The sequence below is a fragment of the Paenibacillus sp. FSL P4-0338 genome, from assembly GCF_038002365.1.
Lineage (GTDB): Bacteria > Bacillota > Bacilli > Paenibacillales > Paenibacillaceae > Paenibacillus_AQ.
The window spans coordinates 1-13,634 of sequence record NZ_JBBOCG010000001.1 but is presented as its reverse complement, the minus strand read 5'-3'; the positions used below and the strand labels follow the sequence as shown (position 1 = coordinate 13,634).

General features: G+C 45.7%; 11 protein-coding genes. 5 read left to right on the top strand and 6 right to left on the bottom strand.

Going from position 1 to position 13,634, the window contains the following annotated elements:
- Positions 1-33: 33 nt before the first annotated feature.
- The 3 genes from MKZ07_RS00055 to MKZ07_RS00045 form a co-directional block, all read right to left on the bottom strand.
- Positions 34-663, bottom strand: coding sequence for a hypothetical protein (locus MKZ07_RS00055; RefSeq protein WP_341023908.1), 630 nt, complete (start codon positions 661-663; stop codon positions 34-36).
- Positions 664-782: 119 nt separating this feature from the next.
- Entirely contained in the window at positions 783-1,898 is a 1,116-nt protein-coding gene (locus MKZ07_RS00050; protein WP_341023906.1) for a glycoside hydrolase family 88/105 protein, read from the bottom strand.
- A 36-nt stretch (positions 1,899-1,934) separates the two neighbouring features.
- Complete coding sequence (locus MKZ07_RS00045; RefSeq protein ID WP_341023904.1) at positions 1,935-3,731, bottom strand: glycoside hydrolase family 2 protein; 1,797 nt, start codon at positions 3,729-3,731, stop codon at positions 1,935-1,937.
- A gap of 226 nt (positions 3,732-3,957) precedes the next feature.
- On the opposite strand from MKZ07_RS00045, the gene MKZ07_RS00040 reads away from it, so the two are divergent.
- The 3 genes from MKZ07_RS00040 to MKZ07_RS00030 are packed head-to-tail and all read left to right on the top strand — an operon-like array spanning position 3,958 to position 5,535.
- Positions 3,958-4,875, top strand: coding sequence for an ArsR/SmtB family transcription factor (locus MKZ07_RS00040; RefSeq protein ID WP_341023902.1), 918 nt, complete (start codon positions 3,958-3,960; stop codon positions 4,873-4,875).
- A gap of 21 nt (positions 4,876-4,896) precedes the next feature.
- Positions 4,897-5,148, top strand: a complete 252-nt coding sequence (locus MKZ07_RS00035; protein WP_341023899.1) for a hypothetical protein — start codon at positions 4,897-4,899, stop codon at positions 5,146-5,148.
- A gap of 39 nt (positions 5,149-5,187) precedes the next feature.
- Complete coding sequence (locus tag MKZ07_RS00030) at positions 5,188-5,535, top strand: retropepsin-like aspartic protease (RefSeq protein WP_341023898.1); 348 nt, start codon at positions 5,188-5,190, stop codon at positions 5,533-5,535.
- A 48-nt stretch (positions 5,536-5,583) separates the two neighbouring features.
- On the opposite strand, the gene MKZ07_RS00025 is transcribed toward MKZ07_RS00030, so the two are convergent.
- Genes MKZ07_RS00025 through hsdR form a run of 3 tightly spaced genes read right to left on the bottom strand, consistent with a single transcriptional unit; the run spans position 5,584 to position 11,783 of the window.
- On the bottom strand, positions 5,584-7,047 hold the full coding sequence (locus MKZ07_RS00025) for a restriction endonuclease subunit S (protein ID WP_341023896.1): 1,464 nt from the start codon (positions 7,045-7,047) through the stop codon (positions 5,584-5,586).
- Positions 7,044-8,528 carry a class I SAM-dependent DNA methyltransferase gene (locus tag MKZ07_RS00020; protein WP_341023893.1) on the bottom strand — a complete coding sequence of 495 codons (1,485 nt, stop codon included), beginning with the start codon at positions 8,526-8,528 and terminating at the stop codon, positions 7,044-7,046. Before MKZ07_RS00020 ends, MKZ07_RS00025 begins: the two co-directional genes overlap by 4 nt.
- A 3-nt stretch (positions 8,529-8,531) precedes the next feature.
- The gene (gene hsdR, locus MKZ07_RS00015) at positions 8,532-11,783 is read right to left on the bottom strand and encodes a type I restriction-modification system endonuclease (protein WP_341023891.1); all 3,252 of its coding nucleotides are present in this window, start codon (positions 11,781-11,783) and stop codon (positions 8,532-8,534) included.
- 198 nt (positions 11,784-11,981) lie between these two features.
- Between hsdR and MKZ07_RS00010 the strand changes: the two genes are divergently transcribed.
- Positions 11,982-12,272: a hypothetical protein gene (locus MKZ07_RS00010; protein WP_156949751.1), complete on the top strand. Its 291-nt coding sequence runs from the start codon at positions 11,982-11,984 to the stop codon at positions 12,270-12,272.
- A gap of 278 nt (positions 12,273-12,550) precedes the next feature.
- The coding region (locus tag MKZ07_RS00005; RefSeq protein WP_341023888.1) for a SpoVR family protein at positions 12,551-13,634 on the top strand (1,084 nt) is incomplete at its 3' end.

The window sequence follows — 13,634 nt, the reverse complement described above, 5'->3', positions numbered from 1 at the left end:
GGCTTATACGGGACTTTTGCCGGGAGGCGCGGATTACTGCTCCGTCCACTGCTCAAAGAGATTGTATAATTCATCCAGGCGTTCCTCGTCTTCGGCCGCGAACATTAGCAGATGGCCCCCGTTATTGTTCATAATCACAATCAATTCACCCGGCCGGCCAAAAAAACGTACGCCCGTGTACAAATCCGAATCTGCTTGGCGGGATGGAAAGTTCTGCTCAATTCGCTCCGCAGTAGCCTCATCGATGTCCCAATATTCTTCGCTGCTATTCTCCATCGCCAGCACTGCCTGCAAATGGGCCATAGCCAGCAAAAATTCCTTAACAGACGAACGCAGGCGCTCCCATTCCTCTCCGCTGCGCACATAGACGGGAGGATTATCGAGCTTCATATCCGCTGCACGGATTCCCCACACGCAGGCTTCTTGATTTTCGGTATAAAAGATGCTGTAGTCTTCTTCCATATAACGCGGAAATTGGTGAGGCTGAACCAGAAAATCCTGTGTCGCATTCAATGCAGAGTGGGCCCCAAGCTCCGTATAATACGCCCGCAACACCTGCGGAATATGCCCGTAGCGTTCCAGCCACGGTGTTAACGATTCATTATCAAATCCGCACGGTTCTGTAATATGGAACAGGTCCCGAATCGCTGTAAAATCGGTCATTACTTATCTCTCCCGTTCGTCGATATCCAAGTATTAATTAATGTAATCTTAACATAATTTATTGTGAAAAAAAGCCTGATCCTCTGGCGTAAATGCTCAAGGATCAGGCTTTTTGCAGTTTATGTTAACGCTTCATATAAAGCAATAAGCGCCAAGGACTGTCCGTATGCCATAGGTCTGAGAGCGATCTTCTTGTAATGCTCCTTATCCATCCCCATACCGGTTCCGGCCGATACATTCAGCACGGTTCCATCTCCGCTAATATTTTGACATACCGACTGAATGGCCTTGTCTGCCGCAGCCTGATAAGAGGAATCCAGAATACCGGCTTTGATGCCTTTTATAATCCCTGCGGCAATTGCGGCTGACCCGGATACCTCTTCATAGCTGGACGGGTCCTGCAGGACGGTATGCCAGAGACCGGAAGCTGCCTGGAGGGATACCAGGGCATTGACCTGAGCGGTATACGTATCAATCAGAAACCGCCGGAACCCCGGGCTAATCGAATCCTGGCAGGCTTCCAGGTAATCGGTGATCCCATACGTGAACCAGGAATTGCCGCGGCACCAGAAGATACTGCCGAAATTATCATTGCGTTCGAAGCTCCAGCCGTGGAAGAACAGACCGGTATGTTTGTCGAACAAATACTTGATATGCAGCAGAATCTGGTGTTCAGCCTCATGCCCCCAGTCCGGCCGGTTAAACTTGCGCCCTGCCTGGTTCAGAAACAGCACCGCCATAAAGAGCGTATCAATCCATAGCTGTCCATTATGCAGGTGAATGCCATCCCGGTTGCCAATTGCAGTGACCGTGTGCTGAAAGCCGCCTTCTTTGGTTTTGGGCAACTCATGGATGAGCCAATCTGCATGCTCCCGGCATAGCTCTTCCAGTTCGCTGGAAGGCTCAAGCTGATCCAGGAGCAGCACCAGAGGCAGATAAGGAGCTGTTGTATTAATGTTTTTGGAAGGCAGGCCCGCCTCCAGATTACGGGAAACCCAATTCCGGAAAAATTCCATATAGCGCGTATCGCCATAATGCTTTTGCAGCTTGTAAAGACCATAAAGACCTACGCCCTGAGGCCAATCCCATTCTTCAATGCCGAAATCGCGCTGCACAATCCCTACTCTGGTATCGGCTTGAACCACGGTTTTATCCTTTTCATAGTCGCTGCCGCCCAGGTTCATAAGCCTGTCTACGACCAGCCCGATTTTTTGAAGCAAACTTTCATTTGTCATCGATTCATCAGCTCCTTATCATTTCATAAGTTCCGGTTAAATGGTCCGCAGATGCCACTGATCGTTAATTTCTTTAATTAATGACAGATCGCATTTGGGTGTCCGGTCATAGGCCAACAGGCCGTTAATCTCCTGCTCCACATCCGTTAACTGCGTATAACAATAGCCATAAATAATCTTGGAAGCGTATATTGCCTTCATGATTCTTCCGTATTCCAGAACAAGGTCCTCTGCAGATTGTGCGCTGGTATATCCCCAGCCGTCGTCAGCGCCAGCCTTATAGCTTATACCACCGAATTCAGTTAACAAGATCGGCTCGCCCCGATGCTCATATCCGTCTGCATATACACTCCGGGCCGATGGCTTGGAAGCAAGCATGGTATCTTTTGTCGAAAGAATCCGCTTGAACTCTTCATACTTATCGGGCTCATCTGCTCTGCCATGCTGATAATTGTGTACCGCACAAATGTCCGTCAGCGTCATTTCCCATCCGTCATTCGATATGACTAACCGGGTATCATCCAATGAATGAATCAGACTGTACATGGCTACGCTGTGATATTGCTGCTGCTTATCCGATTTCACCAGCGGAATCCCCCAGCTCTCGTTAAGCGGAACCCAGGCCACAATAGAGGGATGATTGAAGTCACGGTCAATAATCTCAATCCATTCTTTGGTTAACCGGGCTACAGCATCATTATTGTAAGAGGCGTTCGCCGCACATTCTCCCCATACCAGGAACCCAATCCGGTCAGCCCAGTATAAAAACCGCGGGTCCTCGACCTTCTGATGCTTCCGGCAACCGTTGAACCCTAGTTCTTTGGCTAATTCGATATCCTTCTTCAGATGGTCATCCGTTGGCGCTGTAAGCAATCCTTCCTGCCAATATCCTTGGTCCAGTACAAGCTTCTGGTAATAAGGTTTGTTATTCAGATAGACCATACCATTCTCTGTATGAACCTTCCGCATGCCGAAATACGATTCAATAGAGTCTACCTCAACCCCGTGATCGTACAGCTTCATTTCCACATCAAACAAATTAGGAGCCTCCGGGCTCCATGTCCAGCCAGCCCGGTGAAAGTTTGTGCGGAATATTTTCAGACCGAATAGATCTACCATTCTGCTTGTTATAGGCTGTAGCAATCGTATTCGGTCCTGAGTAACAGATACTCCGCCAAAAGAAATATGGATATCCAAATCTAATTCTTCTGATCCATGTCCTTCCGATTTAACCTCTATCCCAATACTTCCTTGATCCAAATCTGGCGTAAACTTCACCTGCTGAATATGAACAGGATTTACCACCTCCAGCCATACGGTCTGCCAAATCCCTGTTGTACGGGTATACCAGATGCTTTCGGGCTGCTCTAACCAGAACTGTTTGCCCCGGGGAATAGTCTCGTCTGTTGATGGGTCCTCCACATGAACCGTTACCTGTTCTTCCTGTCCAGTTAAGGCATGCGTAATGTCAAAAGAAAATGAAGTGTGTCCGCCCTCATGCATCCCGATATATTGACCATTCACATACACCCAAGCTCTATAATCTACCGCTCCAAAATGTAATATCACCCGCTTTTTATACCAGTCCGGATCGAGTGTGAAATTGCGCTTATACCAGACATAGTCATGAAACGTGGTATCGTGTATTCCGCTGGCAGGGGTCTGAAAGGCAAAGGGAACCTGAATGGTCTGGCTGAAATTCTCACCTGGATCAAACCATCGTTGCGCGGCTCCCACATTCCTGTCATCAAATTCAAATTGCCAGCTTCCATTCAAATTAAGCCATGCGTCTCTGACGAACTGCGGACGCGGATATTCCATCCTGTGTGTCATTTAGCTTCAGCTCCCATCTTAGTAGTCCGCAACAATAAAAGTTAACTTTTTGTGGTTTAGATAGTAAATCTTCCTCGCGGGCAAGCAAATACTATCATGATGAAAGCGTTCTTTCAAGGTTATATCAACGTTATTCCTCATTTTCAACTTTGTGGTATACTAAATAAAATTACCGCTTGACTATATCTATCATTGTAAACTAAAAAGTTAACAATCGGAGGTACATATGTTCTTAGAACTCGACGATCATGGTATTTCTGTTCTAAAAGCACTGGCATCGGACACAAGAGCTTCGATTCTTAGACTATTGTTACATACGCCGCTAACTGTCAGTGAGCTGGCCGCCAAACTCAACTTAAGCAAAGCTATCGTGTCACGCCATATCCGGTTACTGGAGGACGCCAAGATCATCAAGCTCCAGGACAACCTGGAAGCTACCGATGGCAGAAAGAAGAATTTCATTGTTGCTGTCGATCATATTGCCCTCAACTTCCCGCAAAAGCTCCATCTTCCTTTTAAAGTCATTACTAATGAAATCAAGCTGGGATACTATTCTAATTTCTCAGTCACCCCCACCTGCGGATTAGCCAGCCAGGCAAAAATTATCGGAAAGTTAGACGATCAACGGACCTTCGTCTCCAATGACCGGATCGAGGCTTCCTTACTTTGGTTCGCGGAGGGCTTCGTCGAATATATCATTCCGAATGAGTTCAACCACAATTTCACTGCAGAGTTATTAGAGTTATCCTTAGAGCTCTCATCAGAGTTTCCTGAATCCAACAATAATTGGCCGAGCGATATTGCTTTTTATATCAACGATGTATTCTTAGGCACCTGGACGGCACCGGGGAACTTCTCAGATGTGCGCGGGAAAATAACACCGGCCTGGTGGAATAACGAGCTCAGCCAGTACGGCCTGTTGAAGCATTTAAGAGTCACCAAAAAGGATACTGGAATAGACGGTCAAAAAATATCATCGGTCTCCCTCGCTGAGCTTAAGATCGAAGAGTCCCCTTTCATCAAGCTGAGGATTGGGATTGACGGAAATTCTACTAACAAAGGCGGCCTTACCATCTTCGGGGAGCACTTTGGAAATTATCCGCAGAATATTCTGCTTAAACTGTTCTATACGGAAGCAGAGTAAACCCAACTGGAGGTGCCAGCCATGCAATGGGAAGAGGTTCGTAAGATTTATCCTAATCAATATGTTAAGCTGCAAATCCTTGCGTCGCATACCGAAGGCAACATCAAGTTTGTGGATGAAGTTGTACTCATTCGTGCCATTCAGGACCCACAAGAAGCGACAAAAGAATTGCTTCAAGCTAAGGATGGCGTGATTGTGTCACATACCGCAAATGATGAATTGAAGGTAGAGATTCGTACTCTTCGTGAATTGCGGGGATTCGTACAGCATTAAAATTGATTATGTTGATGGGCTGTTACAACGTCCCTAACCTTGATTTATGAAGGACAAGCTCTGATCATAGACAAACTTGTCATCGATACTGGGGCGTCTCACACCCTGTTATCTGCTGATGCTGTTGCAGATATTGGTGTTTACTTTGAGACTGGAGATGAACTCATAACCTCGTTTGGGACTGGTGGGGAAGAAAGCTGCTTCCGCAAAACTTTTGATTCAATTCACTTAGGCAGCCTTCATATTGAGAATTATAAACTGGATGTTGGGTCGCTTCATGAGAAGCTAGCGATCAATGGGCTACTTGGGTTAGATCTACTGATGAAGGCTAATATTGTACTGGATTTGGCTGAGCTTGTTATGTGTTCGGCAAAAGAAAAAGATTAGGTTGAGTGCCTAATCTTTTTCTTTTGCCTTATTTTCCTTTACTTAAATTCATTGCAATAGACCATCTTTCAATTGGGATAAAACACTTTCATCATTTATTTCGTTCGTTCCAAGTTCTCCACGAAATGCTTTAGTTAGTATCGTCTGTGTTATTAATTCAAGTGACTCCTGGCTATCTAATAGCTGTTCCAATTCCTTCTCTTTTGAAATCAAATTTCCTATGATGCGCTGAATTTCAATACCTTCCTCACGAGGAGGCAATGGAAAGACAATGCTACTCACGGATACTGAACTAACATTGCCTTGATTAACAGCTCCTGTCTCAAAACTAAAAAACAATTCTCTAAAAACAGGAGATTGCAGATAGTAATAAAAGTAATCACTTAAATCAAGGGGGGTCAATGCCAAAATTCTTTGATTTAGTAGTAATGTGTCATTCACTGTTTCAACTCTGACAGCATAACCATAATCTCGCTTATATTTAGTTCCCGTTAGGGATAATAAAATATCCCCCTCATTAACTTTGAATTTATTAAGTAAGTCATTATCATAATCATTTGGTAAAAAAACCGGATTCTTATTTAGATTCAAAACATTTTTGTGCAAATTACCCATTCTAACAACTTGAATTCCAACATCACTAAAATGTTCGCTTTTAAATGCATACCCAGATTTAGAGTCAGCAATGTCTTTAAGATGTACCCACTTCCATCCTGAGGGCAATTGATGGGGCGGAAGTATTTCTTCAACCTTGCCGCTAGATTTCTTCAGTTTTTTCTTTAGTCGTTGTTCGAAAACTTCAGCGGATTCAATTTCAAGGTTCGCTTCTCTCCATTTAGCAGTCAATTCACCACGAAAAGCTTTATCCAAAATTGCCGCTCGGCGAAGTTCAAAGGTTTCTTTGGCTTCTTCGATTAGTTGTTTGGCTTGATTGATTTTATTCAGGAATCTTTCAATTTTGTCCGCAATTCGTTTTTGCTCATCAATTGGAGGAAGAGGAAACGCTATAGACTCAATCATCTTTCCACTAATGTTAGGTTGAGCGCCTCCGTAAGCCATTTTTAGTATATCCTCTGATGATTTTAATACAAAACAATTCTTATAAGCTCTATATAATACGCGTTCATCTATCTCTTTTATATTTCCAACTCGCTGGTTTTGCAATGCGACTTCGTCAGAATTATAAATTCCTGTTTTCCCTGTAGTAGCTCCTGACATTGCTAAAAGCATGTCGCCTCTTCTAATTAGGAACTTTTCATCTAAGAATGTGTATGGAACTTTCACTGCTTCTTCTGATGTAGTATTATTACCTTTAATATTTGATATTCTAATAACAGGTATTCCTTCGTTGCAATAATCAGTGCTCTTAAATGCAAAACCATTAATTAATTGTGCAACTAACCCAAATCTTACCCAAACCCAATTCTCTGGTATTGGATACGGCTGCTCCTCCACAGGCACCAACGCCTCCTGCAGTAACTCCTCTGCTGTCTTCACTTTATTCTTACTCATACGTTGTACTCTCCACGCGCTTCCGCAACCTGAAGCAGCTCTTGACGTTCTTCAGCAGCATACTCCGGCTTGTTCTCCACCGCTTTTAGTTCAGCGACAACCTCAAGAAGAAGTGTCATGGCTTCATCCAGCTTAGCAATCGCCAGTTCCGCCGAATCAATCGGATCGGGCAGATTATCATAAGCAGACAATGACTCATCCGCGATCAGTCCAATATCCAAACTATCGTCCTTCTTACGGATATCCTCGCGAGTAAACACGTTAAATCTATCGTCTTGCATGCTACTCCGATCCACAGCCGTATACGCCTCCACAAACGCATCAAAATGTGCTGAGGTTAGTGGAGTGCGTTTTCCAAAGCTTGGCATATTCGTCCGCAGGTCATACACCCATACATCCTTGGTGCTATCCTTATCTGTCTTCTCACGGCTGAAGAACAAAACGTTCGTCTTTACCCCCTGAGCATAGAAAATCCCCGTAGGCAGGCGTAGAATGGTATGCAGATTACACTTGTCCATTAAGTCTGCACGAATTTTCGCTCCTACTCCACCTTCAAACAAAACGTTATCAGGAATAACTACCGCTGCACGGGCTTTTCCGTTGGCTTTTAGCGCCCGATAAATATGCTGCATGAAGTTCAACTGCTTATTGGAAGTAGTAAAAGTTAAGTCGTCACGCGTAAGTCCTTCTCCGCCTTGCTTGGTGCCAAAGGGTGGATTGGTCAATATCACATCGTAATTCTTCAAGCCTTTACCCAAATCGGAAAGAGTATCTCCCAGCATAATATCCCCATGCAGATCATGAAGCATTGCATTCATCATCGCTAGGCGATGGGTATCCTTAACTAGTTCCACCCCAGTGAAAGCTTCATTTCTTTGAAACTCGGCTTCTTTTTGGCTCAACTCAAAATAATCATCCGTCTTGCTCCGAATGTGACTATCTGCTGCAATCATAAATCCAAACGTTCCTGCGGCAGGGTCATTACAGCGTTCTCCTGGCTGTGGATCAACCAGCTTCACGATGACATCAATCAATGGACGCGGGGTAAAATACTGCCCTGCTCCCGACTTGGTTTCGCTCGCATTCTTCTCAAGCAGTCCTTCATACAGATCCCCAAGCCCTTCTTCCTTAGCGGAATACCAGTCGAGCAGATCAATGGAGCGCACGATTTTCTCCAGATTCTTCGGTTCATCGATGTTGGAGCTGGCATTCATATAGATCTGCTTAATGATCTCGTTGCCTTCCTTACCAAGATCAAGCAGTAACTGACGATAATGATTCGTTAATTCCAGCCCATGCCGCTCCTGCAGCGAATCCCAGCGATATGGTTCAGGCAGAATGCCCTCATTATTCGTTTCCTTCATCATTTTAAGAAACAGCAGATAAGTCAGTTCCGTAACATATTGGTGATACGTGATGCCATCATCACGCAGTACATTACACAGGTTCCATAGCTTTTGTACAATTTCCTGATTTCTCATGGATTAAGCTTGCTCCTTTTGTCTGGTTGGATATAGCGCAACATTTATTGTAGCAACAATCTCGTCCAATTGACCATCAAAAATTTTATTCAACTGCTTATAACCGCCCTTACTGCGGAAAGGTTCCACATCGAATGCTTTTTCGGGATTCGGGTCCAGCACAGATTCTTGCAATAACTGCTTCTCAATCCGCTTCAACCAATCCTTCTGCACCTTCGGCCATACCCGCATCTCATAGATCTTCTTCATGGCATTCTCGATCCGTTCTTCATGGCTGAGGAGCGGGTCACCTAACGCCTGCTGGCGGATAAAGCTGATGATGTCTGCGGCGACGTCCTGCTGCTTCACATCACGCCATGCGGTTTGCAGGTTTTTCTCGGTAAAGCCCTTCTGATCCAGTGCCACCCGAAGCTTCCGCAATTCTTCACGGGTCAGATCATTCGGGCGGGTACAGATGATGTTGAGTGCCGGAATCAGATTCAGGTTTTCACGGATAAAACCGTTGAATCCTTCCAAATAGTCCTCAGGTTTGTTGGCTGTCCCATAGCCGCGTGTTACTTCTATCAACTTATCCTCATGCTCTGAGATGAACTGGCGGTTATGCCTCCCTCTATTCTCTTCAATGAACTGAAGCAATTGTGGTTTGCTTAATAAAGCTTCGCTAACCTGCTCTGCACTTGCTTTCTTTACCTCATCAATGAACTCATCAATACTCTGTCCATCGGACAGCGCTATGAAATCCTCATGATCCTGAGGTGTCCATCCCTGCTTCTTCCGCTGCATCTTGGCCACAATCTCTTCCTGATGTGACTTAATGTGGTGTTCACTCTTCATCTGCTTCAGCTCATCGACCAGAAAATCCAGGCTGACATGGGGTCTCGTCACAACGGGCTTCATATCTGTATAGGGCTTAAGTGACTCATAGATTCCTACAGCATCATAGATTGTAAAATGATCCTTATCAATCTCATCACAGCGGCGGGTGGCCCGTCCCAGCATTTGTTCATACAGAATACGGGAGCGGACACGCCTTAGGAAAACTACATGGGAGATACTCGGGATGTCAATTCCCGTTGTAAGCAAATCTACAGTGACCACGATATTTGGCCGCCGTTCATTTTTGAAGAGCTTAATGGCATGCAGTGGATCTTTGATCGATCCTGTAATTTTTAGAATCGCTCCATCATCTACTGGGCCGTAGACCTTCTCCAATTCTTGCTTGAAGATCCGAACCACCATATCCGCATGATCATCCGTTGCCGCGAAGATTAAGGTCTTCCCATCCGCTTCAGGATCGATATATTCAGTGAGTGCCTCCAGCACCACACGATTGAAACTCTCCGTAATCACCGTCTTGTTGAACTGGGTTACTTCGAGATTGACCTCGTCTTCCAGCATTTCCTTCTCCACGGTTCCCAGGTCCACATTATACACAGATACTTCCTCACCAATCTGCCACTTGATGCCGTTCTTCTTCAGTTCTGTTTCAAACTGGATGGGTGGTTCATGGTCGATAAGATAACCGTCAATTACAGCTTCACGGTAGGAGTAGTTAAAGATCGCTTTGTCAAAAATCTCAACCGTATGGAGCGCTGGAGTAGCCGTTAGCCCGATTCGCACCGCATCAAAATAATCCAGTACCTTCCGGTACTTGCTCACATAGTCGGCATGATCCCGAAATTCCAGTTCGATCTCTGTCATTTCCTTATCAAGCGTATAACCACGGTGGGCTTCATCCACGATGATGCAATCATACTGATCTACAGAAGGAATGCCTTTATCATCTTCGCTATAAAAAAGCCGCTTCACCATACCCTGAACGGTAGCAATCTGTACCTTCGTCTCCACATTAGGTTTCTTGTCGTCCAGCGTCTGAAGCTCAAAAATCTCAGTGAACGAGTGATAGCTCTCCAGCTTGGAATCCTTAAACGCTGCCTCGGCCTGACGGCCTAATGCTGAACGGTCCACGAGAAACAATATTCTTTTGAAACGATTATGTTTGATTAGACGATAAATTAGGCCGATGGCCATTCTCGTCTTGCCTGTGCCTGTCGCCATGGCTACCAGAATTCTGCGTTGTCCTGCTTCTATCGCATGTTCCACAGACAAAATCGCATCCTCTTGATACTCACGCAGATGCAGATAATCCAGTGATTCATCACGGAGATCCTTTGTAGCCTGATCGATGTCCTGCTGTAAAAGAGCCTTCAACCCTTCTGGTGAGTACCAGGTTTGCAGCACTCTGGTATGGTTCGTAGGCTTGCGTGCATCCAGAAACCAGATTCCAGATTTGTGTTCAAGCTGTTTTAAATAGGGTCGCCCATTTGTTGAAAACAAGAACGGAACCTGATAATTCCCCCAGGGTCCATGAATGATTTCTTCACCATGCTTAATCACATAGGAGGCATACTTCTTTGCCTGTTCAATGTCGGCTTGAACATCCTTGCTCTGGCGTTTGGCCTCGATAATACCGATCAGTTCTATTCCATAGAAAAGAGCATAATCCGCAAAACCATTTTTTAAAGGCCATTCTGCTATAGCCAGATATCTCCCTTTTTCAGGACGGGTCCCTGCGCTAAAACGCAATTGTATTGTATCTGCTTCCCAGCCTGCCTGCCGCAGCTTCTCATCGATGATCATTCTTGTCTCAGCTTCAGTCAGTTGGAGGGCACTGCCGAGCTTCCTGGCCTTCGAATGACGTTTCTGTTTCTCTTCCTGAGTCTTGGAATCCTGAAGTTCGGTCAGCCGCAGGAGCTCTTGTTCCAGTTGCTGCACTTTGGCGTCGTAGGAAGCAGACAACTGCTCGAGCTGCTCTTCATTGTATACAGTGTCATCTGCCTCTGCCGGCTCCACATACTCTGGCGCTGTAAAGTCCCATTCCCCATAGACCTGCATAAACCAGACGGCTAGACGAAAAGCAAAATGCACAAGTGCCTTGGCCTCTTCGGTTGTACCATAATTGCCCTGATGTGCAGCTTTGTTGCCTTGTTTACGGATAGCGTGCAGCATATCCAGCAACTCTTCCGTAAGCAAATCTTCACGGCTCAGAAAGTTCAAACGATCTATCTGATTCAGACCCTCAGCCTGTCTCATTTCTTCAAGAGCACAGATGAATTTCGTCATCGTCTCTCCAAACATACGGAGCTTCATTAAGGATGTATTGGGATCGGTATACATATTCCGTTCAGCCATTTCGGCCAGATTAGACAGAATATTCCAATGGTTCGACAAGAAAGTGAAATTGCTATTGTTCATATCATTCACCTCTGGATGTTTTATTCGTAAAATGTAAAATGATTCATAGGAAAATATTCCTAAGTTCATAATAACATGTCTAAATACAAGGGGAATATAAAAAAAATAAGGACTCAAATTGAGTCCCCCACACTTGTTTCATCTATACGTCTTAGCCAGGCATCGAAAAAACTTCTGCTGAGGTTCTCCACCCAATGATTGCATAATAGACAATTATGCTTTCAAGGAAAATCTTACGTAGACCTTAAAGACTTGGTCCAGTTAATTGAAGAAAACTTTGGATTCAACGTTACACTGCAAAGAAAAGAAGATCATCCCAATTTTACAGAAGACCAAAAGAAGAGAATGAGTACCGTCATTTTTAAAGATGAGGACGTTCTTTCACAGCTTCACAAGGCCAAAAATGACCGTGAGAATGGAATTTCCACATATAGCAACAGCGAAGAGGCGTTTGCCCAATTACTGAAAGAGGTTCAGAATGAACAATGACCGCTACAATGTTCTGTGGACCACATATGCACGGGTAGCTCTTGCCCGTATGGGGAAGCTCAAAGTAAATTCAGCAAACGTTTTTAAGTTTGTAACTTTGCTAATTCTGGACTATCTGAAGAATAGCCTAACCTCTCAGCCTATTCGCTGTGGTTAGGCTATTTTTTGTACAATAACTCTTCTATTCCCTCATGCAGCGCGCATGCCCATCATACTCCTTCCCCTCCCCCCATATACATAGGAAGAACGGTTCACAAGCTGGAAGGAGAGATGGATGCATGCCCGGTGATGATGAGATTAAAGCGCTGGAGCGGTCGATTGCCGAGATTACGGAGATTGCTTCCGGGTTCGGACTCGATTTCTATCCGATGCGTTATGAGATATGTCCGGCGGATATTATTTATACCTTCGGTGCGTACGGGATGCCTACCCGGTTCGGGCACTGGAGCTTTGGCAAGACTTTTCATAAAATGAAGGCTCAATACGATTTCGGCCTGAGCAAAATTTATGAGCTGGTCATCAACTCTAATCCGTGCTACGCCTTTCTGCTGGACGGCAACTCTCTGGTGCAGAATAAGCTGATTGTTGCGCATGTGCTGGCGCACTGCGATTTTTTCAAAAATAATATGCGCTTCTCCATGTCCAACCGGGATATGGTCGAGAGCATGTCCGCCACCGCCGACCGCATCAATGATTATTCCGTCACTTATGGCACAGACACTGTAGAGAGCTTCATTGATTCAGTGCTGGCGATCCAGGAGCATATCGACCCCAGTCTGATCCAGCCGCGCAAGCTGGGCAAGACTCATCTGCTCGAAGCCAAAATGAAAGAACGCAAGGACTCCCCGCCCGGCGGATCTGGTCCGCCTAATGCCTACAGCGAACTGTGGGATCTGGAGAAGAGCGATGCTGCTGTGCAGGAGCCGGAGACTGCCGGTAGGCGTGCTTTTCCCCCGGAGCCGGAAAAAGATATCGTCTGGTTCATCCAGCAATACTCTACCGCTCTGGAGGACTGGCAGCGCGACATCATGACGATGCTCCGTGACGAGATGCTCTATTTCTGGCCGCAGATGGAGACCAAGATCATGAACGAAGGCTGGGCTTCCTACTGGCATCAGCGGATCATGCGCGAGCTGGACCTGACCGCCGAAGAGACTGTCGAATACGCCAAGCTGAATTCATCGGTGGTGCAGCCTTCCCGCCAGAGCCTGAATCCGTACTACCTGGGGCTGAAGATCTTCGAGGACATCGAACGCCGCTGGGACCGGGACAAAATGTTCGAGGTGCGCGAGCTGGATTCCGACCTCTCCTTCATCCGAAGCTATCTCTCCAAGGAACTGGTGAACGACCTGGACCTCTACG

Bases quoted from the DNA above. Each gene is read 5' to 3' on its own strand.
- MKZ07_RS00040 (WP_341023902.1), top strand. From the start codon at position 3,958: ATGTTCTTAGAACTCGACGATCATGGTATTTCTGTTCTAAAAGCACTG.
- MKZ07_RS00055 (WP_341023908.1), bottom strand. From the start codon at position 663: ATGACCGATTTTACAGCGATTCGGGACCTGTTCCATATTACAGAACCG.
- MKZ07_RS00020 (WP_341023893.1), bottom strand. From the start codon at position 8,528: ATGAGAAATCAGGAAATTGTACAAAAGCTATGGAACCTGTGTAATGTA.
- MKZ07_RS00035 (WP_341023899.1), top strand. From the start codon at position 4,897: ATGCAATGGGAAGAGGTTCGTAAGATTTATCCTAATCAATATGTTAAG.
- MKZ07_RS00045 (WP_341023904.1), bottom strand. From the start codon at position 3,731: ATGACACACAGGATGGAATATCCGCGTCCGCAGTTCGTCAGAGACGCA.
- MKZ07_RS00050 (WP_341023906.1), bottom strand. From the start codon at position 1,898: ATGACAAATGAAAGTTTGCTTCAAAAAATCGGGCTGGTCGTAGACAGG.
- MKZ07_RS00025 (WP_341023896.1), bottom strand. From the start codon at position 7,047: ATGAGTAAGAATAAAGTGAAGACAGCAGAGGAGTTACTGCAGGAGGCG.
- hsdR (WP_341023891.1), bottom strand. From the start codon at position 11,783: ATGAACAATAGCAATTTCACTTTCTTGTCGAACCATTGGAATATTCTG.